This window comes from Halegenticoccus tardaugens (assembly GCF_004116405.1).
GTDB classification, from domain to species: Archaea; Halobacteriota; Halobacteria; order Halobacteriales; family Haloferacaceae; genus Halegenticoccus; species Halegenticoccus tardaugens.
In genome coordinates, this window is the sequence record NZ_SDIC01000001.1 from 716781 (window position 1) to 741391 (window position 24611).

Annotated in this window: 23 protein-coding genes; 8 read left to right on the forward strand and 15 right to left on the reverse strand. The window is 69.5% G+C overall.

Annotated features, from left to right (window positions below; genetic code table 11):
* Positions 1-9 precede the first annotated feature (9 nt).
* On the reverse strand, positions 10-1149 hold the full coding sequence (locus C3L37_RS03780; protein ID WP_129113275.1) for a biotin--[acetyl-CoA-carboxylase] ligase: 1140 nt from the start codon (positions 1147-1149) through the stop codon (positions 10-12).
* A gap of 70 nt (positions 1150-1219) precedes the next feature.
* A complete protein-coding gene (gene pccA, locus C3L37_RS03785) occupies positions 1220-3019 on the reverse strand; it encodes a propionyl-CoA carboxylase biotin carboxylase/biotin-carboxyl carrier subunit (protein ID WP_129113276.1) in 1800 nt (599 codons plus the stop codon).
* A 285-nt stretch (positions 3020-3304) separates the two neighbouring features.
* Between pccA and C3L37_RS03790 the strand changes: the two genes are divergently transcribed.
* Complete coding sequence (locus C3L37_RS03790; RefSeq protein ID WP_129113277.1) at positions 3305-3796, forward strand: YciE/YciF ferroxidase family protein; 492 nt, start codon at positions 3305-3307, stop codon at positions 3794-3796.
* Positions 3797-3873: 77 nt separating this feature from the next.
* Here the strand turns inward: C3L37_RS03790 and C3L37_RS03795 are convergent, their stop codons facing one another.
* The 8 genes from C3L37_RS03795 to C3L37_RS03830 all read right to left on the reverse strand — a co-directional run bounded on the left by C3L37_RS03795 (position 3874) and on the right by C3L37_RS03830 (position 10894).
* Positions 3874-4161, reverse strand: a complete 288-nt coding sequence (locus C3L37_RS03795; RefSeq protein ID WP_129113278.1) for an acc operon protein — start codon at positions 4159-4161, stop codon at positions 3874-3876.
* Complete coding sequence (locus tag C3L37_RS03800) at positions 4142-5686, reverse strand: acyl-CoA carboxylase subunit beta (RefSeq protein WP_129113401.1); 1545 nt, start codon at positions 5684-5686, stop codon at positions 4142-4144. Before C3L37_RS03800 ends, C3L37_RS03795 begins: the two co-directional genes overlap by 20 nt.
* A 198-nt stretch (positions 5687-5884) precedes the next feature.
* Entirely contained in the window at positions 5885-6079 is a 195-nt protein-coding gene (locus C3L37_RS03805) for a 30S ribosomal protein S17e (protein WP_129113279.1), read from the reverse strand.
* Between the two features lie 94 nt (positions 6080-6173).
* Positions 6174-6815: a DUF447 domain-containing protein gene (locus C3L37_RS03810; RefSeq protein ID WP_129113280.1), complete on the reverse strand. Its 642-nt coding sequence runs from the start codon at positions 6813-6815 to the stop codon at positions 6174-6176.
* Complete coding sequence (locus tag C3L37_RS03815; RefSeq protein WP_129113281.1) at positions 6812-7681, reverse strand: triphosphoribosyl-dephospho-CoA synthase; 870 nt, start codon at positions 7679-7681, stop codon at positions 6812-6814. The genes C3L37_RS03810 and C3L37_RS03815 overlap by 4 nt, the downstream gene beginning before the upstream one ends.
* Positions 7678-8454 carry a tRNA-dihydrouridine synthase gene (locus C3L37_RS03820; RefSeq protein ID WP_129113282.1) on the reverse strand — a complete coding sequence of 259 codons (777 nt, stop codon included), beginning with the start codon at positions 8452-8454 and terminating at the stop codon, positions 7678-7680. The genes C3L37_RS03815 and C3L37_RS03820 overlap by 4 nt, the downstream gene beginning before the upstream one ends.
* Before the next feature lie 2 nt (positions 8455-8456).
* Complete coding sequence (gene cofD, locus C3L37_RS03825; protein ID WP_129113283.1) at positions 8457-9449, reverse strand: 2-phospho-L-lactate transferase; 993 nt, start codon at positions 9447-9449, stop codon at positions 8457-8459.
* 53 nt (positions 9450-9502) lie between these two features.
* A complete protein-coding gene (locus C3L37_RS03830; protein ID WP_129113284.1) occupies positions 9503-10894 on the reverse strand; it encodes an NAD(P)/FAD-dependent oxidoreductase in 1392 nt (463 codons plus the stop codon).
* A 244-nt stretch (positions 10895-11138) separates the two neighbouring features.
* Here C3L37_RS03830 and C3L37_RS03840 point away from each other — a divergent pair, with 244 nt between their 5' ends.
* Positions 11139-12089, forward strand: a complete 951-nt coding sequence (locus C3L37_RS03840; protein ID WP_129113286.1) for a D-2-hydroxyacid dehydrogenase — start codon at positions 11139-11141, stop codon at positions 12087-12089.
* Between the two features lie 11 nt (positions 12090-12100).
* On the opposite strand, the gene C3L37_RS03845 is transcribed toward C3L37_RS03840, so the two are convergent.
* From C3L37_RS03845 to asd, 3 genes are all read right to left on the reverse strand, one after another.
* Positions 12101-12826 (reverse strand): fumarylacetoacetate hydrolase family protein, encoded by a 726-nt coding sequence (locus tag C3L37_RS03845; protein ID WP_129113287.1) that lies wholly within the window; start codon positions 12824-12826, stop codon positions 12101-12103.
* A gap of 51 nt (positions 12827-12877) precedes the next feature.
* The gene (locus C3L37_RS03850; RefSeq protein ID WP_129113288.1) at positions 12878-13438 is read right to left on the reverse strand and encodes a maltose acetyltransferase domain-containing protein; all 561 of its coding nucleotides are present in this window, start codon (positions 13436-13438) and stop codon (positions 12878-12880) included.
* Positions 13439-13513: 75 nt separating this feature from the next.
* Positions 13514-14554, reverse strand: a complete 1041-nt coding sequence (gene asd, locus C3L37_RS03855) for an aspartate-semialdehyde dehydrogenase (RefSeq protein ID WP_129113289.1) — start codon at positions 14552-14554, stop codon at positions 13514-13516.
* 867 nt (positions 14555-15421) lie between these two features.
* Here asd and katG point away from each other — a divergent pair.
* On the forward strand, positions 15422-17602 hold the full coding sequence (gene katG, locus C3L37_RS03860) for a catalase/peroxidase HPI (protein WP_267195300.1): 2181 nt from the start codon (positions 15422-15424) through the stop codon (positions 17600-17602).
* 115 nt (positions 17603-17717) lie between these two features.
* Positions 17718-17930, forward strand: a complete 213-nt coding sequence (locus C3L37_RS03865) for a hypothetical protein (RefSeq protein ID WP_129113291.1) — start codon at positions 17718-17720, stop codon at positions 17928-17930.
* A 36-nt stretch (positions 17931-17966) separates the two neighbouring features.
* Here C3L37_RS03865 and C3L37_RS03870 read toward each other — a convergent pair whose 3' ends face one another.
* Entirely contained in the window at positions 17967-18590 is a 624-nt protein-coding gene (locus C3L37_RS03870) for a hypothetical protein (protein WP_129113292.1), read from the reverse strand.
* Positions 18591-18904: 314 nt separating this feature from the next.
* On the opposite strand from C3L37_RS03870, the gene C3L37_RS03875 reads away from it, so the two are divergent.
* From C3L37_RS03875 to hisD, 4 genes are all read left to right on the forward strand, one after another.
* Positions 18905-19630, forward strand: a complete 726-nt coding sequence (locus tag C3L37_RS03875; protein WP_129113293.1) for a bacteriorhodopsin — start codon at positions 18905-18907, stop codon at positions 19628-19630.
* A gap of 102 nt (positions 19631-19732) precedes the next feature.
* Entirely contained in the window at positions 19733-20473 is a 741-nt protein-coding gene (locus C3L37_RS03880) for a lycopene cyclase domain-containing protein (RefSeq protein ID WP_129113294.1), read from the forward strand.
* Positions 20464-21540 (forward strand): Brp/Blh family beta-carotene 15,15'-dioxygenase, encoded by a 1077-nt coding sequence (locus tag C3L37_RS03885; RefSeq protein WP_129113295.1) that lies wholly within the window; start codon positions 20464-20466, stop codon positions 21538-21540. Before C3L37_RS03880 ends, C3L37_RS03885 begins: the two co-directional genes overlap by 10 nt.
* Before the next feature lie 111 nt (positions 21541-21651).
* Positions 21652-22920: a histidinol dehydrogenase gene (gene hisD, locus C3L37_RS03890; RefSeq protein WP_129113296.1), complete on the forward strand. Its 1269-nt coding sequence runs from the start codon at positions 21652-21654 to the stop codon at positions 22918-22920.
* 79 nt (positions 22921-22999) lie between these two features.
* Here hisD and C3L37_RS03895 read toward each other — a convergent pair whose 3' ends face one another.
* The gene (locus C3L37_RS03895) at positions 23000-24604 is read right to left on the reverse strand and encodes an alkaline phosphatase (RefSeq protein WP_164974652.1); all 1605 of its coding nucleotides are present in this window, start codon (positions 24602-24604) and stop codon (positions 23000-23002) included.
* Positions 24605-24611: the final 7 nt, after the last annotated feature.

Genomic DNA, 24611 nt, shown 5'->3' on the forward strand with positions numbered 1-24611 from the left:
CGCCTCGGCTCACGCCGGGCGGAGGTGCTCGCAGTCGCCCGCGTAGACGGTCTCCTCGCCCTCCGACGTCCGCACGACGAGCGCGCCTGGGAACTCGACGTCGATCGCCTCGCCCTCGATGGTTCCCCCCGGCGTGTCGACGCGGACCCGTCGACCGAGCGTCAGCGCGTGCTCGCGCCACGCCGGGAGCACCTCCTCCGGCCGCTCGCGGAGGCGGTGGAGTTCCGACAGGAGCCGCTGGACGAACGCTCGCCGATCGACCGGTTCGCCGCGCTCTTCGAGGAGGCTCGTCGCCCTCGCCGGCAGGTCCGCTGCGTCGACGTTCGCGTTCACGCCGACGCCGACGACGAGCCACGAGACCCGGTCGGCCTCGCCCTCCATCTCCGTGAGGACGCCGGCGAGCTTCCGACCGCCGCGGTCCGAGAATGCCTCCTTCTCCCCAGACTTCACGTCTGATTTGCCCCCGTTCGCGTCGCTCACGAGGACTCCGCCAGATTCAGCCTCTGGCGTGCCCTCGCTCGTTTCACTCACGAGGACTCTATCAGAGTTCGCCTCTGATTTGCCCTCGTTCGCGTCGCTCACGAGGACGCCGCCAGATTCAGCCTCTGGCGTGCCCTCGCTCGTTTCACTCACGAGGACGTCGTTCGGCCACTTGATCCCCGCGTCGACGCCGACCTCCCGGGCCGCGCGCGTCGTCGCAACGGCCGCCGCGAGGGTGAACGCCGGGACGTGCGACGGGGGGCGCGACGGCCGGAGAACAAGGGAGAGCCAGACGCCGCCCGCGGGCGAGGACCACGGCCGGTCGAGCCGGCCGCGGCTGCCCGTCTGCTCGTCGGCGACGACCGCGACGTCCGCCGCGCCCTCCGCGGCCAGTTCCCGGGCGCGGTCGTTCGTGCTCCCGATGCTGTCGTGATACTCGACGGCGTACGGCGCGTCGAGGCCGTACTCGATCGCCGCCCCGCCGTACTCCGGCAGGGACGCGATCCGGTACCCCGACCCGTCGCTCTCGATTCCGAACCCCTCTCCCCGCAGCGCCTCGACCTGCTTCCAGACCGCCGCCCGCGAGACGCCGAGGCTGTCTGCGAGCGCGGGACCCGAGACCGGGCCGGCGGCGAGGGCGTCGAGGAGGGCGCGTCGCGTGTCGGTCATGTACCGGGATACGCGAAGGGGGATCAAGAAGCAACCGCAGATCGTTCCGGCGCGTCCTCGCCGACGCCGCCTACTCCAGCACGCAGAGCACGTCGCCCATGTCGACGCTGTCGCCCTCCGCGACGAGCACCTGCGTCACCGTCCCGCCGCGTTCGGCGACGACGTCGTTCTCCATCTTCATCGCCTCCAGCACGCAGAGCACGTCGCCCGCGGAGACGTCGTCGCCCTCGTTGACCTCGACGGCGAGGATCGTCCCCTGCATCTCGGCGGTCACCGTCTCGCCGTCGCCCTCGACGACGACCTCCTCGCCGCCGTCGTCCGCCGTCGCCTGCGGCGGTCGGCTCGACCGTCCGGCGTTGTCGCTCCGGTTCTCGGCTGCGGGGATCGCGGGCGCGCCGCGCTCTTCGAGGTTCACCTGGAACCGCTTGCCGTTGACCTCGACGGTGAACTCCCGCTCCGTGACCTCGCCCTCTTCGTCCCCCTCGTCGGTGCCGACGGTGCCCCACTCGTCGACTGCGCGTTCGATGCGCGCCGGGTCGAGCTCCTCGTCGAGGTACTTCGTCGTGTGCTCGCCGGCGCGGAACGTCTCGTCCGCGAGCATCAACCGGTGGAACGGGATGATCGTGTGGAAGCCCTCGATCTGGAACTCCGCGAGCGCCCGGTCGGACCGGGCGAGACACTCCTCGCGGTCCGCCGCGTCGACGATCAGCTTCGCGATCATCGAATCGTAGTCGCCGCCGATCTCGTCGCCCTGCCGGACCGCGTCGTCGACGCGGACGCCGATGCCGCCCGCCGGGTCGTACGTCGAGAGCGTCCCCGTCGCGGGCGCGAAGTCCCGCGCCGGGTTCTCGGCGTTGATGCGGAACTCCATCGCGTGACCCTCGATCTCGACGTCGTCCTGCTCGAACTCGAGTTCCTCGCCCGCGGCGATCCGGATCTGCCACTTCACGATGTCGATGCCGGTCACCTCCTCCGTGACGGTGTGTTCGACCTGGATTCGCGTGTTCACCTCCATGAAGTAGAAGTTTCCGTCCTCCACGAGGAACTCCACGGTGCCGGCGTTCGCGTACTCGGCCTCCTTGACGCCGCGGCGCGCCGCCTCGCCGATCTCCTCGCGCAGGTCCGCGTCGAGCGCGGGGCTCGGGGCCTCCTCGATCACCTTCTGGTGGCGGCGCTGCAGCGAGCAGTCGCGCTCGCCGAGGTGACGGACGTTGCCGCGTTCGTCCGCGAGGATCTGCACCTCGATGTGCCGCGGCGCTTCGAGGTACTTCTCGACGTAGACGGAGGCGTTGCCGAAGTACGCTTCGCCCTCGCGCTGGGCGGTTTCGAGCTGTTCTTCGACCTCCTCCTCGCTCCGGACGACCTTCAGGCCGCGGCCGCCCCCGCCGCCTTCGGCCTTGATCGCCACCGGGTAGCCGTACTCGTCGGCGATCTCCTTCACCTCGTCCGGCGACTCGACCGGCTCCGTGGTGCCGGGGACGACCGGCACGTCCGCGCGCTGCATCAGCGTGCGCGCCTTCGTCTTCTCGCCGAGTCGCTCCATCGCGTCCGCGGACGGACCGATCCACTTCACGTTGCTCTCTTCGACCTTGCGGGCGAACTCGGCGTTCTCGGCGAGGAAGCCGTAGCCGGGGTGGATGGCGTCCGCGCCCGCCTTCCGCGCGGCGTCGAGCACCGCCTCGTGGTCGAGGTAGGAGTCCGCCGCGCGCGCGGGCCCGATGTTGTACGCCTCGTCGGCGTAGCGCACGTGGCCGGCGTGTTTGTCCGCCTCGCTGTAGACGGCGACGGTCCGCACGCCGAGTTCCTCGCAGGCGCGCATCACTCGAACGGCGATCTCCCCTCTGTTCGCGACGAGAACCTTACTGAACATCGTTTTCCCTCCGAATCAAAGATATCATCGAACCTTCCTGGTATTTTGTACGGTTATTACTGATCGATACGTGGTCCACCATTTTCGGACGAGCTACCTCATTCTGTCGGTCCCGATCGGCGCGCGACGCTTCCGAAGACCGCTCGTAGAGAGTCGGGGAGCGACACCGTAGTCCTTTCCCCGGCTCTCGGCGAACGGATCGGCCGACGGGAGCGGGTGCTATTTAAACGGCACGTATACCCAGCCCCGTCGTCTACTACCGCGCCAGCCGACGTTCCACACGCTATGTCCGTGACCATGGAGGAGTTCTTCGTCGAGGGGCTGCGAAAGATGTACTACACCGAACAGCAACTCGTCGACGCGCTGGAGGAACTGGAGGGCGGGTCGACCGACGACGAGGTCAAGCAAGCGTTCTCGGAACACCGCGGCGAGACGCAGGAACACGTCCAGCGACTCGAAGAGGCCTTCGAGTCCGTCGGCGAGGACCCACGGGCCGAGGAGGACGCGATCGTCGACGCGATGATCCAGGAACACGAGGAGTTCGTCGGCCGCGACCCCGACGAGGACGTGCTCGAACGGTTCAACATCGCGGCCGGCCAGAAGTCCGAGCACTACGAGATCGCCGCCTACGGGAACCTCATCCCCATCGCCGACGAACTCGGACACGACGGCGTCGCGGATACGCTGGAGCAGAATCTCCGCGAGGAGCAGGACGCGCTGGAGCAACTCTCCGAGATCGGCGAGGAGTTCGACCGCAGCGACGACCCGGGCGTCTGATCCGGGGACCCTCCGGCGGTCGAGGACGATCCCGAATCCCGAGTTTTTCGGCGCGAAATCGCGGGCAGAGACCTCCCTCAGAAGCGCGCCGTCCGTCCGGCGGCGGTCCACGCGTCCGTCGGCGCGCGGTCGGGGACGCGGACGTTCCGTCCCTGCAACTGGTCGACCCGACCCGCAAAGGTCCACCTTTCGCCGTCCCACGTCTCCGCGTCGTCTTCGGCCGCCGCGGCCAGTTCCTGATCGCGCAGGTGCGCGCCGATGGCGGCGACGATGGCCGCCGCCTCCTCGCTGTCGGCGTCGGCGGGCAGGTCGAGCGCGGCGGCGAGGGCGTCGACGTCCGGGACCTCAGATCGGAAGGTTGCCATGCTTCTTGTCGGGGTAGGATTTTCGCTTGCTCTTTAGCATCTCTAGGTCCTCGATGAGCCGCGCCCGCGTCTCCGTCGGCTCGATCACGTCGTCGAGGAATCCCCGATCGGCCGCCGTGTAGGGGTTCGCGAACTCCTCGCGGTACTCGTCGATGAGGTCCTGTCGGCGCGCCTCGGCGTCGCTCGCCTCCGCCAGTTCCTTGCGGTAGAGGATGTTCACCGCGCCCTGCGGCCCCATCACGGCGATCTCGGCGGTCGGCCACGCGTAGTTCACGTCCGCGCCGAGGTGCTTCGAGGCCATGACGTCGTACGCGCCGCCGTAGGCCTTCCGCGTGATGACCGTCAGCAGGGGCACGGTCGCCTCCGAGTAGGCGTAGAGGAGTTTCGCGCCGTGGCGGATGATGCCGCCGTGCTCCTGGTCGGTGCCGGGGAGAAAGCCCGGCACGTCGACGAGCGTCAGGATCGGGACGTTGAACGCGTCGCAAAAGCGGACGAAGCGCGCGCCCTTCTCGCTGGCTTCGATGTCGAGCGTCCCGGCGTTGACCCGCGGCTGGTTGGCGACGATTCCCACCGACCGGCCGTCCAGGCGAGCGAACCCGACGACGACGTTCTTCGCGAAGTCGTCGTGGACCTCGAAGAACGACCCCTCGTCGACGACGTGATCGACGACGTCCGTCATGTCGTAGGGCTTTCGCGGCTGGTCGGGGACGATGGTGTTGAGTTCCTCGGCGGCGCGCTCGGGGTCGTCCCACGGGTCGACCCGCGGCGGATCCTCGACGTTGTTCTGGGGCAGGTACGACAGCAGGAGCGCGATCTTGTCGAGCGCCTCCTCCTCGGAGTCGACCGCGAAGTGGGCGACCCCGCTCGTCGAGCTGTGGGCCACCGCGCCGCCGAGCTCCTCGAAGGAGACCTCCTCGCCCGTGACCGTCTTGATCACGTCCGGTCCGGTGATGAACATGTGGCTCGTGTCCTTCACCATGAAGACGAAGTCCGTGATCGCTGGCGAGTAGACCGCCCCGCCGGCGCAGGGGCCCATGATGGCCGAGATCTGCGGGACGACGCCGCTCGCCTCGGTGTTCCGGCGGAAGATCTCGCCGAAGCCGCCGAGGCTCCCGACGCCCTCCTGAATGCGGGCCCCGGCGGAGTCGTTGAGGCCGACGACCGGCGCGCCGACCTCCACCGCCTTGTCCATCACCTTGCACACCTTCTCGGCGAAGACCTCTCCGAGCGATCCCCCGAAGACGGTAAAGTCGTGGGCGAAGACGAACACGGTCCGGCCGTTGACCTCGCCGTAGCCGGTGACGACGCCGTCGCCGTACAGCTGTTTTTCCTCCATGCCGAACTTGTGCGTCCGGTGGGTGCGGAACCGGTCGAACTCGTTGAAGGTACCGTCGTCGAGGAAGTAGTCGATCCGCTCGCGGGCCGTCATCTTCCCCTTGTCGTGTTGGGACTCGATCCGCTCTTCTCCGCCGCCCTCGAACGCCTCCTCTCGTTTTCGGCGGAGTTCGTCGATCCGGTCCTCCATCGTCACGTCGGACCACCTTCGGTCATTGTGGGAGACATGCACGACCCACCTCAAAAAGGATTCCGCAAAACGGCAAAAACCGGTTCGTCGTCCGTCGAATTCTCGCCCGTCGAAACGCCGCCCCGACGTCGTCGGGGCGCGCCGTCGCGGACGGCACGGCCGCTGGCGGCTGGCGTCGTCAGGAGTACGCGATCGGTATTAGGCTTCCGCTCGAATGCCCGCTTTCTTGCGCGTGACGTAGCCGGCGATGCGGTTTCGGACCTCCTTCGACTCGACGTTCGTCAGCTTCTCGACGCTCTCTTTGTTCGTCTCGAAGTCGGTGTTGAACGCCTCCGGGTACCGTTCGAGCAGGAGGTTCCCCATCTGTTTGACGTACTTCGGTTTGATCGCCATGCCGGAGGATTTCCCGGAGAGCCACTAAAACGATTCGTTCCGCGCCTCCGATCCGTCCGTCTCGCTCGTACGTCGCGGCCGCGGCGTTCGCTCGTCACGCGTCGTCGTGCTCTTCGCGCGCCCGGCGACGCTCGCGCCAACCGGTGATCTCGCCGAGGCGTTCGAACGCCTCGACCTCCGCGGGACCGCCGCACGTTCGGACCGTCTCCTCGAAGTACGCCAGCCGATCCAACAGCGCGTCCGCGTCGTACGACGGCACGTCGAGCCGCGAGGCGGCCACGGTGGCGTCGATCACGGCGTACAGCCCCCGGTTGATGGTCGGTACCCGCTCGCGCAGGACGGCGCTCTCGATCGGATCGAGTTCCCACCGCTCGCGGCGCGTCCCCTCCACGTCGTCGCTCTCGACGCGCGTCGCGCGCACTTCGACCCACGCGTCGGCACCGGGCAACACCGGCTCGTCCTCCTCGCGGATCGTCAGCGCGGCGTCGACGAACTCCCGCGGGTCGGACGTGAACTGCACCACGCCGCCGCCCCGCCGGTGGAAGTTGCGGCGAGTTCGGGTGTTCCCCCACGTCGTCGCAGTGACGAGTTCCCCCGCAGCGGCGGGCGCGCGGAGCCCGAGCGCGGCCACGTTCCAGCGCCCGTTCGGTCCGAGCGTCGCGACGACCGACTCCGTGACGCCGCGGAGGTCGACCGGCCACGCCGCGCCGGCCGCGACCGAATCGTCCCCGCTCACACCGCCACCCCCCGTTCGAGCGCGACGAAGAGCGCGGCGGCGGTGATGTCCGCGGTCGTCCCCGGGTTGCGGCCGTCGGCGACGAGTTCGTCGGCGAGCGCGGCGACCGCCTCGGGATCGCCGCGCACCGCCGCGGCCCGCCGGCTGACGTCCGCCGCGACGGCCTCGCCGTGCTGGACGGCGACGAGCGAGTCCGGCTCCTCGGCGAGCAGATCGAGGAAGGTGCGCGCCGCCCGGTCGAGCACCGGGCCGTCGTCGGCGAGGATCCCCTCCGCGGCGCCGAACGTCCGCCGAAACTCCCCGGTCCACTCGCGGGCGTTCCCGTCGCGGTCGGCGCTCATCTCCATCACGTCGTACAGCGTCAGTTCGCGCTCCCTGAGCGCCGGGATCGCCTCCCCACCCCGGCGAACGTCGAGGTCCCCCGCGCCCGCCGGCGGATCGCCGACGGCCACGTTCGCGTGTTCGAACGCGCGGTAGAATCCGGCGGCGTCCTCGACGGTCGTCGACTCGGCGACGGCGGCGGCTCCCCCGGGCGTGAGATCCCCTCCGGCCGCGGCGCTCACGAGCGGAACGAGGAGCAGGAGGCAGCCGAACTGGGTGTTTCCGCCGCCCTGCCTCGCGGCCATCCCCGCGACCGCGCGCTCGAACGCCTCGCCGACCGGCGCGCCAGCCGCGGCCCGGTCGAGTCCCCGACGCGCGCCCACCGCGCCCGCGAGAAAGTGCTCGAACCGGAGGTCCGGAAAGTCGCGGCGGCGGTCGACGTTCCCGGGCTTCGGCGTGCCCGCGACTTCGAGCAGGAGCGCGAGCTCCGCGTGCTCTGCGGGCGAAAACGACGCACCCCGCCGACCGTCGTCGTCTTCCGTCATCGCGTCGCCCCCGTCGCCGGTTCGACCCGTCCGTCGAACCACTCCTCGACCGCCGCCCGCACGCGGTTGAGCACGCGCGGGTCGTCGCTCGGCCGGCCGACGCTCACCGCGTCCGCGCCGTGGTCGAGGTACTCGCGGACCGTCTCCCGATTCCTGACGCCGTTGTTGGCGATCAGCAACAGCCCCTCCGACTCGGCGACCCGCGCGACCTCGCCGACGATGGGCTCCGAATCCATCGCGTCCACGTGGATCGCGTCCGCGCCGGCCGCGGCGACCGCCCGCGCCGTCTCGGGGAGGTCGACGCCCGGGACCCCCGCGCGGACCTTCACGCTCACCGTCGCGCCCGTTTCGCCGGCGGCGGCGACGTACTCGCACAGGCGATCCGCGTCGCGCAGGAGCGTCTCGCCGCAGCCGACGGCGCAGAGTTCCGCCTGCCGACAGTGGGCGTTGAGTTCGAGGACCGCGTCGCGGGCGGCGCAGATGCGCGCCGCCCGCCGGACGGGCTCGACCGTCGCGCTCCGGACGTTGACGCCGGCCCGCAGGGGCGCGCCGTCCAGCTTCGACAGCTCGCGATCCAGAAAGGCGAACGGGTCGTCGGGCAGGAACTCCGTCCGGTCCCGATCCGCCGCCATCGCGGCGGCGGCCTCCCGCGAGTCGGCGTCGAGGGCGATCCCACCGAGGAACGCCATTCCGGCGTACTCGGCGGCGTTCAGCGCCCACTCGGCGTCCGACCGTCCGCTCAGGCTCGCGAGCGCGACGCGCGGCTCGAACACGGTCAGGCGACCTCCCGGAGCGCGTCGTCGACCGCCCGGGCGACGCGCGCCGCGTCCTCGGGGCCGTCCATCCGGGTGTCCGTCCGAACGACCGGTCGATCGAGGTCGGTGCCGTCGGCCTCGTCGAGCACGAACGCGTCGGCGAAGGGGTAGGCCTCGGCGACGCCCGCGGTGCTCGCCTCGTAGCCGACGCCGCGCATGAGTTCCGCGGCGGGACCGGAGAAGACGCGGTCCTCGACGAACGGCGAGACGGCGACGACGGGCGTCGCGTCGAGCGCCTCGCGAACGCCCGGCAGGGCGAGCATGGGACCGATGCTGGTGACGGGGTTCGACGGCCCGACGACGACCGGCGCGGCGAGGGCGGCGAGGGTCTCCGCGGTCGGTTCGGCCGACTCGGCCCCGCGAAACTCCACGTCCTCGACGGCCGGGTCGCCCCGCCGCGCGACCCAGTACTCCTGGAAGTGCATTTCGCCCTCGTCCGTGCGGACGATCGTCGCCACCGGGTCGTCGCTCATCGGCACGAGATCGAGGTCGAGCCCGAACGCGTCCGCGAGCGTTCGCGTGACCTCCGTGAGCGTGCGCCCCTCGTCGAGGAGGCTCGTCCGCGTGACGTGGACCGCGCGGTCGCGGTCGCCGATCGTCATGAACTCCGCGACGCCGGAAAAGCGCCGCCACCGGGCGATCTCGCGCCCGTTCGTCTGCGCGTCGTCGGGGAGGTACCGCGGGCCGCGTTCGAGGCCCGCCGCCTCCGCGATGCGGAACAGTTCGGCGTTCGTCTCGCGCGTGTCGCCGTCGATCCCCCACCACGTCCCCCGGTCGAGGACGCCGCCGCCGTGAAAGAGCACCGTATCGAGGTCCGGACAGACCAGGAGGCCGCCGAGTTCGACGTCGTCGCCGGTGTTGCCGACGACGGTCGTGGCGGCCGGATCGAACACCCGCGCCGCGCCGTCGAGGAGCTTCGGCGTGCCGGTCCCCCCGGCGAGGAAGGTGAGCATGGTCGGCGTTGGACGGGCGACGATTTGTATCCTCCCCTCGCGGACGAGACGGGTCAGTACCCGTACTCGGATTCTTTCAGCTGGACGTACCGACCCTTCCGGAACCTGTACTTTCGCTTTTTGTACGCCGACACCAGCTTCACCGCGTTCACCCCGGCGGCCATCTTCCGCGCTTCGAACAACCGCAGCCCCTCGCCTTCGACCATGAGGTTTCTCGCAGTTTTGAACGCCCAGTCCCAGTCGGCCGGACCGTAGTCGTGAACCACGTCCGCCATGGAGACGTTCCGCAGCACCTCGTCGCCGATGGCGACCTTCCAGCGGTCGTTGTACGTCGAGAGGTCGCCCGCGGCGGCGAGTTCGCCCGCGATGGCCCCGGTCCGAACGGCGACGTGGTCGCCGCCCTCGTGGAACGCGGAGGTGGCCCCCATCGCCCCGCCGACGACCGCGACGCCGGCCTTCGTCGGCGAGTCGATCGGGCGCGTCGAGGAGATGGGGTACGTCTCCGTCCCCTTCGCCTTCCCCCGGTTTTCGACCAGCGGAAAGTCGGTCTCGACGTCGTACTCGTCGCCGTACTCCAGTTCCAAGAGGCGGCGGACGTACTCGCGGCCCGGCGGGATGCGTTCGTCGTCCGGGCGGAGCAGCGCGTACTCGTCCCGGTCGTCGATCTCGTCGATGTCGAGCGCGATGGGCATCGTCAGCCCGATCCGCGCCACGCCGTCGTCGTTCGGAAAGATCCACGGGTAGGCGGTGTGGCCGGGCATGTACCCCCACCAGAACCTGATCGCGCCGCTGACCTCCTCGTACACCTCCGGCGGAAGGCGGCGGTGCTCCTGGTAGGCGATGTGGTTCGCCCGCGTGGAGGCCAGCCGCTCCGAGGCCTTCTCGCCGTCAGGGAGGTACTCGTCGAGGACGCGGTTCGTCACCGTCCGCTGGGGGCCGTCCGCGAGGATCAGCACGTCCGCGCCGAGGTCGGTGCCGTCCTTGAGGCGGACGACGTGGCGGGGGTCCGACCCGGTCGCGTCGAGGTCGGTGTCGACGCCCTTGACGGACGCTTTGACGCGGTACCCCGCGCCCGCCTCCTCCGCGCGTTCGCGGAGCCAATCGTCGAACCGCGCGCGGTGGAACGTGTACCCAAAAGCGTCGTAGGACGACTCGATGCCGGTCTTCCGGAGCGTCAGTGACTCGGTGGGGCCGACGAACTCCGCGCGGTCGAGGTCGTGGAGGACGATCCCGTCCGGCATCTCGTTGGGGTGGATGCCCATGATGTCGACCCAGTAGTCGAGGATGCCGGCCGCGTCCGTCGAGTCCGGCCCGAGCCCCTCCCGGTCGGCCCGCGGAACCCCCTTTTCGAGGACGACGGCCTCCGCGCCGGCCGAGGCGGCGGCGTGCGCCGCGGACGAGCCGGCGGGGCCGCCCCCCACGATGGCGACGTCTACGTGCTTCATACTCCTTACCCGGCCCGGCGTCGCCATTAATGGTCCGGAACGGCGTGCTGGACGTAGAGACTGTCGTCTACGGGAGGACGAATTTTCGGCGCGCCTTTCTACTGATCGTTCCCGCACGCGCGTCGGGGATCGTGACGCGCGACGAGCGGCGGGCGCGCCGCCGCGAGGCGGCCGCCGATGCGGGAAGGGGGACGCGCCTGCCGAGGGAGGTGCACTCATAGTCCCCCTCGAACAACGGTGGCCCATGACCGATCCGGACGTCGTCGTCCTGCGACAGAAGATCCACGGCATGTCGGCCGAGGGGTACGCCGACGCGATCCGCGATCACCTCCCGGGGGCGACGGTCGCCGTCGCGCGGACGCCCGACGAGGAGCGCGAACTGCTGACCCGAGCGACGGTGGCGACCGGGCTCGCGATCGAGCCCGACTCGCTGGCGGACGCGGCGAACCTCGAACTGTTCGCCTGCGTCTACGCCGGCACGGGCCACCTGTCGATCGAGGCGTTCGAGGAGCGGGGCGTCGCGGTCACGAACGCCTCGGGCGTCCACGGACCGAACATCGCAGAGCACGTCGTGGGAAGCATCCTCCTCTTCGTCCGGGGGTTCGACCGGGCGTGGCGGCGGAAGGAGCGCCGGGAGTGGCGGTCGTTCCAGGCTCGCGAACTGGCGGGGAGCACGGTCGCGGTCGTCGGACTCGGCGCGATCGGCGAGACCGTCGTCGACCGCCTCGAACCGTTCGGCGTCGACACGATCGGCGTCCGGTACTCGTCCGAGAAGGGCGGGCCGACCGACGAGGTGCTCGGCTACGACGACCTGCACGACGCTCTCGCCCGCAGCGAGTACGTCGTGATCGCCGCGCCGCTCACCGAGACGACGCGAGGGCTGTTCGACGAGGCGGCGTTCCGGACGATGCGGCCCGACGCCGTGCTCGTCAACGTCGGCCGCGGCCCCGTCGTCGACACCGACGCCCTCGTCGACGCGGTCCGAACGAACGCCGTCCGCGGCGCGGCGCTCGACGTGACCGACCCGGAACCGCTCCCCGAGGATCACCCGCTGTGGACGTTCGACAACGTGTTCGTCACGCCGCACAACGCCGGCCACACCCCGGCGTACTGGGACCGGCTCGCGGACGTCCTCGCGGGGAACGTCCGGCGGCTCGACGCCGGGGAGACGGACCTCGAAAATCAGGTGATCTGACTCGTTCCGATCTACGCCGTCTGCGGCTCCGCGATCGGATTCCGGAGCGTGCCGATCCCCTCGTAGGTGATCTCGACCACGTCGCCGGGTTCGACGAGTCCGGGGTTCGCCGGGCTGCCGAAGGCCACCACGTCGCCGGGGCGGAAGGTGAACCGCTCGGAGAGGAAGGAGACGACCTCGAACGGGTCGAACAGCATCAGCTCCGTGTTCGCCTCCTGTCGCCGCTCGCCGCTCACGTCCGTGTGCATGTCGAGCCCCCGCGGGTCGAGGTCGGTCTCGATCCACGGGCCGAGCGGTCCCGACCCGTCGAACGCCTTTCTGGCCGTCCGCCCCCCCTGGTCGAGCGCGTCCACGTCGTTCATGATCGTGTATCCGCGGACGACCTCCGGCACCGCGTCGGGGGCGACGTCCCGGCACTCCTCGCCGATCACGGCGGCGAGTTCGCCCGCGTAGGTGAGTTCGTCGGTGAACGGAGGGTACGGGATCGGCTCCTCGTGCGCGATGACCGACGTCGGCGGCTTGATGAAGAAGTCCGGCTCCTCGGGTCGGTCGTACTCCATCTGCGCCAGCGTCTCGGCGTAGTTCCGCCCGACGCAGTACAGCGCCGAGGGGACGCAGGGCGCGAGCAGGTCCGCCTCGCGCCCCACGGCGTACTCGGTTCCGTCGGCGACGATCGAGCCGTCGCGGTACTCTCCGGTGACGACCCCGTCGGGGGTCGCCGCGCGAGCGAGTCGCATACCCCACCGTTGCGAGGGGGGACCAAATGCGTGTCGTTGAACGCCGTTCGTTCAGCGCCCGGTCTCCGCGATCACCCTCGCCGGGTTTCCGCCGACGACGACGCCCTCCGGCACGTCGTCCGTCACCACCGCCCCGGAGGCGATCGTGACGTCGTCGCCGACGGTGACGCCGGGGTTGATGACCGCGCGTCCCCCGATCCACACGTCGTCGCCGATCGCGACCGGCTTTCCGTACTCCAGTCCCTCGTTCCGTTCCGCGGCGTCGGTCGGGTGCGTGGCGGTGTACACGTGCGCGCCGGGGCCGACGAGGCAGTTGTCGCCGACGTCGACCCGGCAGACGTCGAGCACGACGCAGTCGAAGTTGGCGTAGAACCCGTCCCCGACGTGAACGTTGGAGCCGTAATCGCAGCGAAAGGGCGGTTCGACGAAGATGCCCTCCTCGGTCGAGCCGAACAGCTCCGCCAGCAGGGACCTGCGGGCGTCGTGGTCCGTCTCGACCGTCCGGTTGAACCGGCGGGTGAGCCGCCGCGCGCGTTCTCGCTCCTCGACGAGCGTCGGGTCCGTGGGGTCGTACATGTCGCCGGCCAGCATCTTCTCCTTCTCCGAGCGCATTCCGTGTCGATCTCTCCGCGCGGACCTAAGTAGGTGTGCGTCCGGCTCTCGGACTCTGTGCGTCGGCGCGCGTGATCAGACCCAGCCGTTCTCGACGAGCAGTTCGCCGTTCAGGACGCTCGCGCCGGCCGCGCCGCGGATCGTGTTGTGCGACAGGCAGTTGTACTTCACGCCGCGGGGGGTCTCCTGGATGCCGCCGGCGGAGACCTGCATACCCCGCCCGCGCATGCGGTCGAGCCGAGGTTGGGGGCGGTCGGGTTCGTCAGACCCGAACACGTGGACGAGCCGGTCCGGCGAACTCGGCAGGCAGAGCCCCTCCAGCGAGCGCATCGCCTCCGCGACGTCGTCGGCGCTCGGCCGGTCGGCGAGGTCCGCGAAGACGTTCTCCAGGTGGCCGTCGAGCGACGGAACGCGGTTGCAGGAGGCCGACACCTCCACGTCGTGCCACCGGATCTCCGCGCCGTCGAAGTCGCCGAGGAGCTTTCGGCTCTCCGTCTCCATCTTCTCCTCCTCGCCGCCGATGTGCGGTAGGACGTTGTCGAGGATCTCCATCGACGTGACGCCGGAGTAGCCCGCGCCGGAGACCGCCTGCAGCGTGGAAACGTGGACGCGCTCTAACCCGAACTCGCGGAGCGCGGCGAGCGTCGGGACCATCGTGATCGTCGAGCAGTTCGGGTTCTTCACGAGCGCGCCGTCCCAGCCGCGCTCGTCGCGCTGGACCTCGATGAGGTCGAGGTGACCGGGGTTGACTTCGGGGATCGTGAGCGGCACGTCGTCGGCGACCCGCTCGTTCGAGGAGTTCGAGGAGATCACGAAGCCCGCCTCCGCGAGCTCCGGCTCGATCGCCGCCGCCGCGTCCGACGGCAGGGACGAAAAGAGGAGATCCACGTCGTCCGGGACGTCGTCCGCGGCGGTCCGCCGGACGGTGAGGTTGGCCACGTCCTCCGGGATGGGCGTGTCGACCCGCCACTTCGCCGCCTCGCGGTACGACTTCCCCGCGCTGTCGTCGCTCGCGGTCAGCGCCGCGAGTTCGAACGTCGGGTGGTCGTCGAGGAGCTGGATGAATCGCTGTCCGACCGCACCGGTGGCGCCGAGGACGCCGACTCGTACAGACATTGCCCTGTGCTAGGGCGACACGAGGATAAGGGGGTTTGGGTTCGCGCGTATCCCGCCGAACGACCGTGTAGGATTCGAGAATCGGCGACGAAAACGGCCGACGGCTGAACGATCCTCGGCTGACGCCGCGCTCGCCCTTCGATCGGCCGGCCGCGCTCGGTGGCGGATAATCTGCTACATCGTTACGTACTGAAATTATATCGGGTGCGTCCGTCGTCGAGGGTCGGAGCAGCGCGCCGACGGGCGACCGGGAACGGTACGAAACCAGTATATGCGTCCGATTCCTACGTTCGGAGGCGTGCCTTTGTCCCCGCCCGAGTTCTCCCGCCACGGGAGCGATGACCGCGCGGCGAACCCGAGCACGCGACAGTCGCGGTCGCGCGCGCGACCGTGGGTGCCGTCCGCCACCGACTGCGGAACGCCCGGCACGAGGGTTTCCCGGCCGACTCGGCACGCAGCCAGGGGTGACGCCGGTCGTTAGTGTTCCGGGCGCACATCGACCTTTTACGCTGCGCGAGCCTGCGGCTCGCTCGGTAAAAGCTCGACCAAAAGCCTGCGTCAGGGGCTTCGCCTTCCTTGGCCTCGCGCTCACGTCAGTTCGCGCGAGTGAACCGGCGACCTGCCGGGTCCTTCGGACCTCTTGGTCGCCGGATGCTCACCCTTCAGTCCGCCTTACTTTCACCGAATCTATCAGTGGATTCTCGCCGATAGTGTTCGGATGCTTATTTTGAACATAATATGAGTATAGATTTAAATACATGAATATGCACCTATATCGGGTTTTCACAAGCTCGATAGATTTCTTGGGCTATCGCCAAGACTTCATCGAAGGAGACAATCTTAACATGCGAGAGCAACAAGTCCCCGGTGATGAATAGGTCCAATCAGGAGTGGTGGCCGAATCAGCTGCAGTTGGATACCCTGGATCAGAACGCTCGCCGGGTCGATCCGATGGGCGAGGAGTTCGATTACGCCGAGGAGTTCGAGACGCTCGACCTCGACGCCGTGAAGGCGGACGTCGAAGCGGTGATGACGACGTCGCAGGACTGGTGGCCGGCTGACTACGGCCACTACGGGCCGCTCTTCATTCGGATGGCGTGGCACAGCGCCGGCACGTACCGCACCAGCGACGGCCGCGGCGGCGCGTCCGGCGGCACACAACGCTTCGCGCCCCTCAACAGTTGGCCCGACAACGCGAACCTCGACAAGGCTCGGCGGCTGCTCTGGCCGGTCAAGCAGAAGTACGGCCGCAAACTCTCGTGGGCCGACCTGATAGTCCTGGCCGGGAACGTCGCCCTGGAGTCGATGGGATTCGAGACGTTCGGTTTCGCCGGCGGGCGCGAGGACGCCTTCGAGCCCGACGAGGCCGTCGACTGGGGGCCCGAGGACGAGTGGGAAGCGTCCGAGCGCTTCGACGGCGACGGGGGGCTCGAGGAGCCGCTCGCCGCCACCGTGATGGGTCTCATCTACGTGAATCCGGAGGGACCGGACGGCGAGCCGGATCCGGAGAAGTCGGCAGAACGGATTCGAGAGTCGTTCGGCCGGATGGCGATGAACGACGAGGAAACGGCCGCGCTCATCGCCGGCGGACACACGTTCGGAAAGGTCCACGGCGCCGCCGATCCCGACGAGCACGTCGGCCCCGAGCCCGAGGCGGCCCCCATCGACCAGCAGGGCCTCGGCTGGGAGAGTAGCCACGGCTCCGGCAAGGGGGCCGACACGATCACCAGCGGGATCGAGGGGCCGTGGAACGCCACGCCGACCCAGTGGGACACGGGCTACCTCGACAACCTGCTCGACTACAAGTGGTGGCCGGAAAAGGGTCCCGGCGGTGCGTGGCAGTGGACCACGCAGAACGGCGAACTCGACGGCGCCGCGCCGGGCGCCGAGGATCCGTCGGAGAAGGAAGACGTGATGATGCTGACGACGGACATCGCCCTGAAGCGAGACCCGGACTACCGGGCGATCGTCGAGCGCTTCCGGGAGAACCCCGACGAGTTCCAGGAGGCCTTCGCGAAGGCGTGGTACAAGCTGATCCACCGCGACATGGGCCCGCCGTCCCGGTTCCTCGGCCCGGAAGTTCCGGAAGAGGAGATGCTGTGGCAGGACCCCGTCCCCGACGTCAACCACGAACTGATCGGGGACGAAGAGATCGCCGCGCTCAAGGAGACGATCCTCGCTTCGGAACTATCCGTCTCCGAACTGGTCAAGACCGCCTGGGCGTCGGCGTCGACGTACCGCGACAGCGACAAGCGCGGCGGCGCGAACGGGGCCCGCATCCGACTCGAACCGCAGAAGACCTGGGAGGTGAACGAGCCGGAGCAGCTGGCGACCGTGCTGGAAACCCTGGAGGGGATTCGGGAGGACTTCAACGGCTCGCGGTCCGACGGAACGAGAGTCTCGCTCGCCGACCTGATCGTGCTGGGCGGCTGCGCAGCCGTCGAGCGGGCGGCGAGGGACGCCGGGTACGACGTGGACGTGCCGTTCGAACCGGGCCGTGCCGACGCCACGCAGGAACAGACCGACGTCGACTCGTTCGACGCGCTCGAACCGAAAGCCGACGGGTTCCGCAACTACCTCGGTGACGAGCACGACCGCTCGGCGGAGGAGTTGCTGGTCGACAAGGCCGACCTCCTGACGCTGACAGCTTCCGAGATGACGGTGCTGGTCGGCGGCATGCGCGCGCTGAACGCGAACTACCAGGGGTCCGACCTCGGCGTCTTCACCGACCGGCCGGGGACGTTGACCAACGACTTCTTCGTGAACCTGCTCGACATGGACTACGAGTGGGAAGCGGCCTCGGAATCCCGAGATATCGTGGAGTGGGAAGCGTCCCCCGAAGCCCAAGAAATTTACGAGCTGCGCGACCGTGAAACGGGCGAAGTCGAGTGGAGGGGAACTCGCGTGGACCTCGTCTTCGGGTCGAACTCCCGGCTTCGAGCCATCGCGGAGGTCTACGGAAGCGACGACGCCGAGGAGAAATTCGTGCGCGACTTCGTGGACGCGTGGAACAAGGTGATGAGCCTCGATCGCTTCGACCTCGAATGACGGTTCCCGCTGGTCAACCACCCGCCTGATACCGGCCGACACCGGGGCGTACCGTCGGATGCGAGCCGCCTCGATCGAGCGCAACGCCCATGTCACTCGACGGGCAGAGTCCGCCATGGACCGCTCGCAGTTCGTCCGGCTCTCGCTTCTCGCGTTCGGCCTCGTTCTCCTGAGCTTTCTGCTCCTCGGAACGACGCGAATCTTTCTCCCATTCCGCGTCTCGCAGCTCATCGCCGCGCCGGTCGTCGCGAGCGCGTTCCTCCTCGTCGTCTATCTGTTCGTCCGCGCCACCCTCTCCGCGGTCGGCGTGAACCGGATCGAGAAGTGACCGATAGGGCGCGAGGGAGAGCGGATCCAAGACTCGTCAGCGCGGCAGGTCGCACAGTCGTCCGGCGAGGTACCGGCTCCCCCCGTAGACGACGACCGCCGCGACGGCGGCGACGATGGACACCCCGGCGACGGAGACGCCGACCTCGGAGGAACCGAACGGGTTCTGCCCGCCGGCGTCGACGTACGCCGCGACGGTCGCGGCGCCGCCGTGGCCGAGCAGGAAGAAGGCGTTCGTCAGCAGGACGGCGAACCCGCCGGTGACGAGACCGACCATGGAGGCGACGTCTTCGAGGTTCAAGAGGGTCCGCGCCTGTCGCTCCGTGAGCGTCGGTTCGAGCCGAAGCCGCCGGAGCGCGACGCCGCCGAGACAGCCGGCGGTCCCGATCTCGATGACGGCCGCGAACGCGCCCAACAGCGCGATCTTCGGCGACGCGGCGAGGACGCTCCCGCCCGAGAACGACGCCTTGACCGCCGGCGGCAGCGTCGCCGCGATCGGGAGGACGAGCGCCAACAGGACGAGCAGTCCGCTCTGCCACGCCAACTTCCGCGGGATCGACTGCTTGAAGTAGCTGAACCGCCGCATCCGGAGGCGTTCGTACGGCGACTCCGACAGCATCGCACGCGCGATCTCGTCCTCGATCTGTGTGTCCGTTTCCATGGTCTTCGCGCCGCACCCGCGCGGCCTTACTGCTCCGTATCTCGAATCGTCGTGATATAGCCGTTGATTCGGTAACCGACCGGTTCGACGAAGTTCCAGCTGTAACACTTGTGTCCGGGTGCGCGCTCTCGCTCCCGGCAATCGTCTCTCACGGCCCGAACGACGCCGGAACTGCACGTTCCCCGCCGGAATCGCCGGGGTCGCACGTCTCGCACCGCGGTAATGTCTAACCGATTATAAATACGCGGAGATAGTCCCGAATTATGTAAGATTTCCAATATTATTATGCCTGTGCGGTACTAAGAACTCATGTTATGGCAACAGTAGGGCCCGAATCGCTCTGGCTGTGGATCGGTACCATCGGAATGACCATCGGAACGCTGTACTTCGTCGGGAAAGGTCGCGGCGTCCGCGACGCGAAGATGCAGGAGTTTTACATCATCACGATCTTCATCACGACGATCGCGGCCGCGATGTACCTCGCGATGGCGACCGGATTCGGCCTGACCGAGGTCACGGTGAACGGACAGGCGCTCGAAATCTACTGGGCGCGGTACGCGGACTGGCTGTTCACGACGCCGCTTTTGCTCCTCGATCTCGCGCTCCTCGCGGGTGCGAATCGGAACACGATCGCGACGCTCGTCGGCCTCGACGTGTTCATGATCGCGACGGGGGCCATCGCGACGTTCACCACGGTCGCGTCGTACCGCATCCTCTGGTGGGGAATCAGCACCGGCGCGTTGCTCGTGCTGCTGTACGTCCTCGTCGGGACGCTGTCCGAACAGGCCCGCACCAAATCCGGCGAGGTTCGGTCGCTGTTCGGCACGCTCCGCAACCTCGTCATCGCGCTGTGGCTGCTGTACCCCGTCGTGTGGATCCTCGGGACCGAGGGAACCATCGGCGTCCTCCCGCTGTACTGGGAGACCGCGGCGTTCATGATCCTCGACCTCTCGGCGAAGGTCGGGTTCGGCGTGCTCCTGCTGCGGAGCCGGTCGGTGCTCGCCGAAGCCCGCGCCCCCACGGCCGCTCCGACGGCGTAGCTCCGCATCGATCGCGTCGCCGGTGACGAGACGGTCCCCGCTCGTCGTCGGTCGACGACCGACGGCCACCCGTCGGAGAGGACGACCACGGGGCCGCCGAAGATGATCACGTCACTCACGTACTTCGAATTTCTCGCGCTGTTCGTGCTCCCGCCGACGCTGGCGCTTTTCGCCCTCCGCCCGCCGTCGATCGTTCGGTCGGCCGGTCGCGTCCGGGTCGGGATCGCGCTCCTCGCCGCAATCGGACTCGTCTACACGACGCCGTGGGACAACTACCTCGTCTCGAAGGGCGTCTGGTCGTACGGTTCGGGGACCGTCACCGGACGAGTGTGGCACGCGCCCGTCGAGGAGTACGTCTTCATCGTCCTCCAGTCGGCGTTGACGGGGCTCTGGACCGCTCGGATACGCGAAGCTCGCGGCCGGTCGTTCGCTTCCGATCCGGAGCTTTCGATCCCGTTCCCGAGGCGCGTCGTCGGGGTACTCGCCGGCGCTTCCATGGGGGCGGTCGGCGCGTTCCTGCTCCGGGGCGATCCAACGTTCTACCTCGGGTCTATCCTCCTGTGGGCCGCGCCCGTTTTCGCGCTCCAGTGGGGGTTCGGCTGGCCGTACCTCTTCCGGCACCGCCGGACGGTCGCCCTCGGCGTGCTCGCCCCGACCGCGTACCTCTGTCTCGCCGACCGGTTCGCCATCGGGCTCGGCATCTGGCGGCTCTCGCCGCGGTACACGACCGGCGTGTCGATCGCCGGGCTTCCGGTCGAGGAGGCGGCGTTCTTCCTCGCGACGAACGCGTTCATCGTCCAGGGGCTCCTCCTGTTCCTGTGGGTGGTCGACCGATGGCGGTAGCGGCGCTCGCCCCCGCGGCGACGGATCGGTCGGCGGTCGTCCGGCTCGCCTACTACCCGGTGTGGGGCTCAGTCGCCGTCCTCGTCGCGGCGTTCGCGGTCGGCGCGGATCTTCCGATCGCGTACCAGTACGCGCCGCTCGTCGCGAGCGCCCTGCTCTTCGGCCTCCCGCACGGAGCCGCGGACCACCTCGCCCTGTGGCGCGCTCGTGGGACGCGGCCGACCCCGCGCCGAATCGCGCTCGTCGGAGTGTCGTACCTCGTTCTCGGCGGTGCGTACGCGGCCGCGTGGTTCGTCGCGCCGACCGCCGCGTTCGCGTCGTTCGTCCTCCTCGCGTGGGTCCACTGGGGACAGGGCGACCTCTACTCGCTCCTCGCGTTCGTCGGCGCGGACCACCTCCGGACGCGGACGCAGCGCGGCCTGACGGTCCTCGTCCGGGGCGGGTTGCCGATGCTCGTCCCACTCCTCGCGTTTCCGGCGCAGTACCGGTTCGTCGCGTCGTCGCTCGTCGGACTGTTCGACCCCGCGGCCGCCGTCCACCTCGGATGGCTCTTCGCGCCCGCGACGCGGCTCGCGCTCGGCGCGGCGTTCGCGGCCGTCACCGCCGTCTCGGTCGCCGTCGGCTACCGCCGGCGCGACGCCGACGGGCGCGCGGGGTGGACCGTCGACGCCGTCGAGACGGGCCTGTTGTGGGCGTACTTCCTCGTCGTACCGCCGATCCTCGCCGTCGGCTGGTACTTCTGCGTCTGGCACTCGCTCAGACACGTCGTTCGGCTGGTGTCCCTCACGCCCCCGGCCGCCGACTCCGATGCGGACGGCGCGGCCGAGAGCGCGGTTCCGTCCGCGGCTCGCCGGTTCGTTCGCGAGGCGACGCCGTTGACGGCGGTCTCGCTGGCGCTCCTCGTCGCGCTCGCGTGGGCCGTCCCGCGACCGCCCGGCGGCGACCTCGCGGGACTCGTCGCGCTCTACCTGGTGCTCGTCGCCGCGCTGACGCTTCCGCACGTCGCGATCGTGAACCTCATGGACGCCGCGGAGGGCGTCTGGGACGCGCCCGGCACCGACGGGTGACGGCGCGGCGTCGGCCGGCCCGGCGTCGGTTCGCCGTCGAATCCGGCCGGCGCGCGGAGGCGTCCCCCGTCGATGGAAACCGTTTTTCGGCCGCCGGGCGAAATCCGCGGCATGAACGTGCGGGAAATCGCGGATCTCGGACCGGACGAACGCGCCGCCCTCTTCGAGCGCGACGCCGGCGTCGAGGCGGTCCGCGGCGACGTGCGGGAGATCGTAGCGCGCGTCCGCGACGAGGGGGACGTCGCGGTCAGGGAGTTCTGCCGGGAGTTCGACGGGGTCGAGGTCGGCAACCTCGACGTCACGAGCGACGCCGAGCGCGCGTACGACGCGATCGACGACGACGTGCGCGAGGCGATCCGGACGGCGGCGGCGAACGTCCGCGAGTTCCACGAGCGGCAGGTGCCCGAGGACTGGCGCGACGACTTCGGCGGCCGGGAGCTCGGCCGGCGGTTCCGTCCGCTCGAACGCGTCGGCGTCTACGCGCCCGGCGGGACGGCGGCCTACCCCTCCAGCGCCCTCATGGGCGTCATCCCCGCGAAGGTCGCCGGCGTCGACCACGTCGCCGTCGCCACGCCCCCGGCGGAAAACATCAACCCGGTGACGCTCGCCGCCATCCACGAGGCCGGCGCGGACGCCGTCTACAGCGTCGGCGGCGCGCAGGCCGTCGCGGCGCTGGCGTACGGAACCGAGTCGATCAACGCGGTCCAGAAGGTGGTCGGGCCGGGCAACCGGTGGGTCACGGCCGCGAAGGCGGCGGTCCGCGGCGACGTCGAGATCGACTTCCTCGCGGGGCCGAGCGAGGTGCTGGTGCTCGCGGACGACTCGGCCGACCCGACGCTCGTCGCGGCCGAACTCGTCGCGCAGGCCGAACACGACGCGAACGCCTCCGTCGTCGCCGTCACCGACGACCGCGAGGTCGCAGAAGCGATCGTCGCCGCGGTCGAATCGCAGGTCGACGGCCGCGCCCGCGCCGACGTCATTCGGGCCGCGCTCGACAACGACGCCAGCGGCGTGTTCCTCGCGCGCTCGATGTCGGAGGCGGTGCTGTTCGCCGAGGAGTACGCGGCGGAGCACCTCGCGATCCAGGCGCGCGACGACGAGGCGCTCCTCGACCGCGTCGACTCCGCCGGCAGCGTCTTCCTCGGACCGTACACGCCGGTCGCGGCGGGCGATTACGCCTCCGGCACGAACCACGTGCTTCCGACGAACGGCGGCGCGAAGCTCCACGGCGGGCTGTCGGTGGACGCGTTCGTGCGCTCGACGACGGTCCAGCGGCTCGACCGCGACGCCCTCGCTAACCTCTCGGAGACGATCACGACGCTCGCGGACGCGGAAGGGCTGGAAGCGCACGCGGAGAGCGTCCGACGGCGGTTCGAGTAGGGTTTGCCGTTCTCCGCGTCGTTCGGCGATCCGAACGGTTTCGTCGCCCCCCGCGTCGCTCACCGGCTCCGAATCGGTTCTACGCGGGCGCGGAGAGCGTCTCGGTTTCGTCGCCGCCCTCCCGCTCGCACTCGTCCGGCTCCTCGCCCATCTCGCCCGTGAGGAGCGCGAGCACGTCGCCGTAGTCGACGAGGCCGTCGCCGTTCGCGTCCAGCGCCGCCGGCACGCCGTCGCCGACCGGTTCGCCGACGAGGTCGAGCAGCATCTCGTACCCCTCGTCCGGGCTGACGGTCGCGTTCGCGTCGGCGTGCTGCGCCAGCGCGTCCTCGGCGGCGCTCTGCAGTTCCTCCTCGTCGTCGCCGAACAGCATGAGCGCGAGCGTCTTCTTCGAGAGGTCCGTGTGGTGGTTCCAGCCGAGGAGCCACTCCGCGCCGGGGCCGAAGGCCATCGCCGTCTGCGCCGGGCCGGTGTGGAAGTTCGACGCCCACGCGATCCCGAGGTGGTCGGAGATGACCTCCCCGAGCGCGTTGCTGAAGGCGTACTCGTCGTCGGCGTCGCGCTGTTCCTCGACGTACGCGAGGTCCTCCTCCGTGAGTTCGACGTGCGCGTGCTCTTCGACGACCTCGGCGACGTCGCCGCCGTCCTCGATCGCCTCGACCATCGTTTCGATGCTCGCCTCGGCGTCGGCGATCTTTTCGGTCTCGATCGGCGAGCCGTAATCGTTCCCGGTGGCGAGCCCGCCCGTCTCGTGGTCCGAGGTGACGATGACGAGCGTGTCCTCGTTCTCGGCCGCGTAGTCGAGCGCGAACTCGACGACGTCGTCGAACTCCTTGGTCTCGCCGATCGTCGCCGCGACGTCGTTGCCGTGCGCCGCGTGGTCGATCCGCGCCGCCTCGACCATCGCGAAGAACCCCTCGTCGCCCGCTTCGAGGTGGGAGACGGTGGCTTCGGTCATGTCGAGCAGGCCGGGCGTGGAGTCGTCGCGGTCGAGCGCGTACGGGACGTGGCTCTCCGAGAAGAGCCCGAGGAGCTTCTCGCCGCTCGCGTCGGCGAGATCCGAGGCGTCCGAGAGGAGTTCGTACCCCTCCTCCTCGGCCGTTTCGAGCTGCTCGTCGGAGAACTTCTCCGTCCCCCCGCCGAGGAGGACGTCCGCGCCGCTCGCGATCATGTCGTCCGCGATCTCCTCTTCGTTCCCGCGGTCGTAGTTGTGCGCCGCGTAGACGGCCGGCGTGGCGTGGGTGATCCGCGAGGTCGAGACGAGGCCGGTCGACATGTCGAGCGCCTCGGCGACTTCGAGGATCGTGGTCAGGTCGGTGACGTCCTCGCTCTCCTCGTCGCCGTAGACGGAGATCTGCCCGTTGTACGCCATGAACCCCGTCGCGAGCGCCGTGCCGGCCGCGGCGGAGTCCGTGACCTCGCCGCTCCGCGAGTCCGTCTGCGTGAGGCCGGTGTGCCTTATGTCCTGCATCGCCAGCCGGCCGTGGACCTCCTCCGTCACCTCGATGTGGTCGAAGCCCATCCCGTCGCCGATGAGCACCATGACGTTCTCGACGCCCATCCGTTCGAACGCCGATCCGGCGCTCGTCGCGGCCGGGCCGGCGCCCTCCTTCGCCATCCCCGCCGTGCTCGCGGTACCTGTGATCCCAAGTGCTGCAAGTGCTCCGATGAAGTCACGTCGTCGCATGACGGAT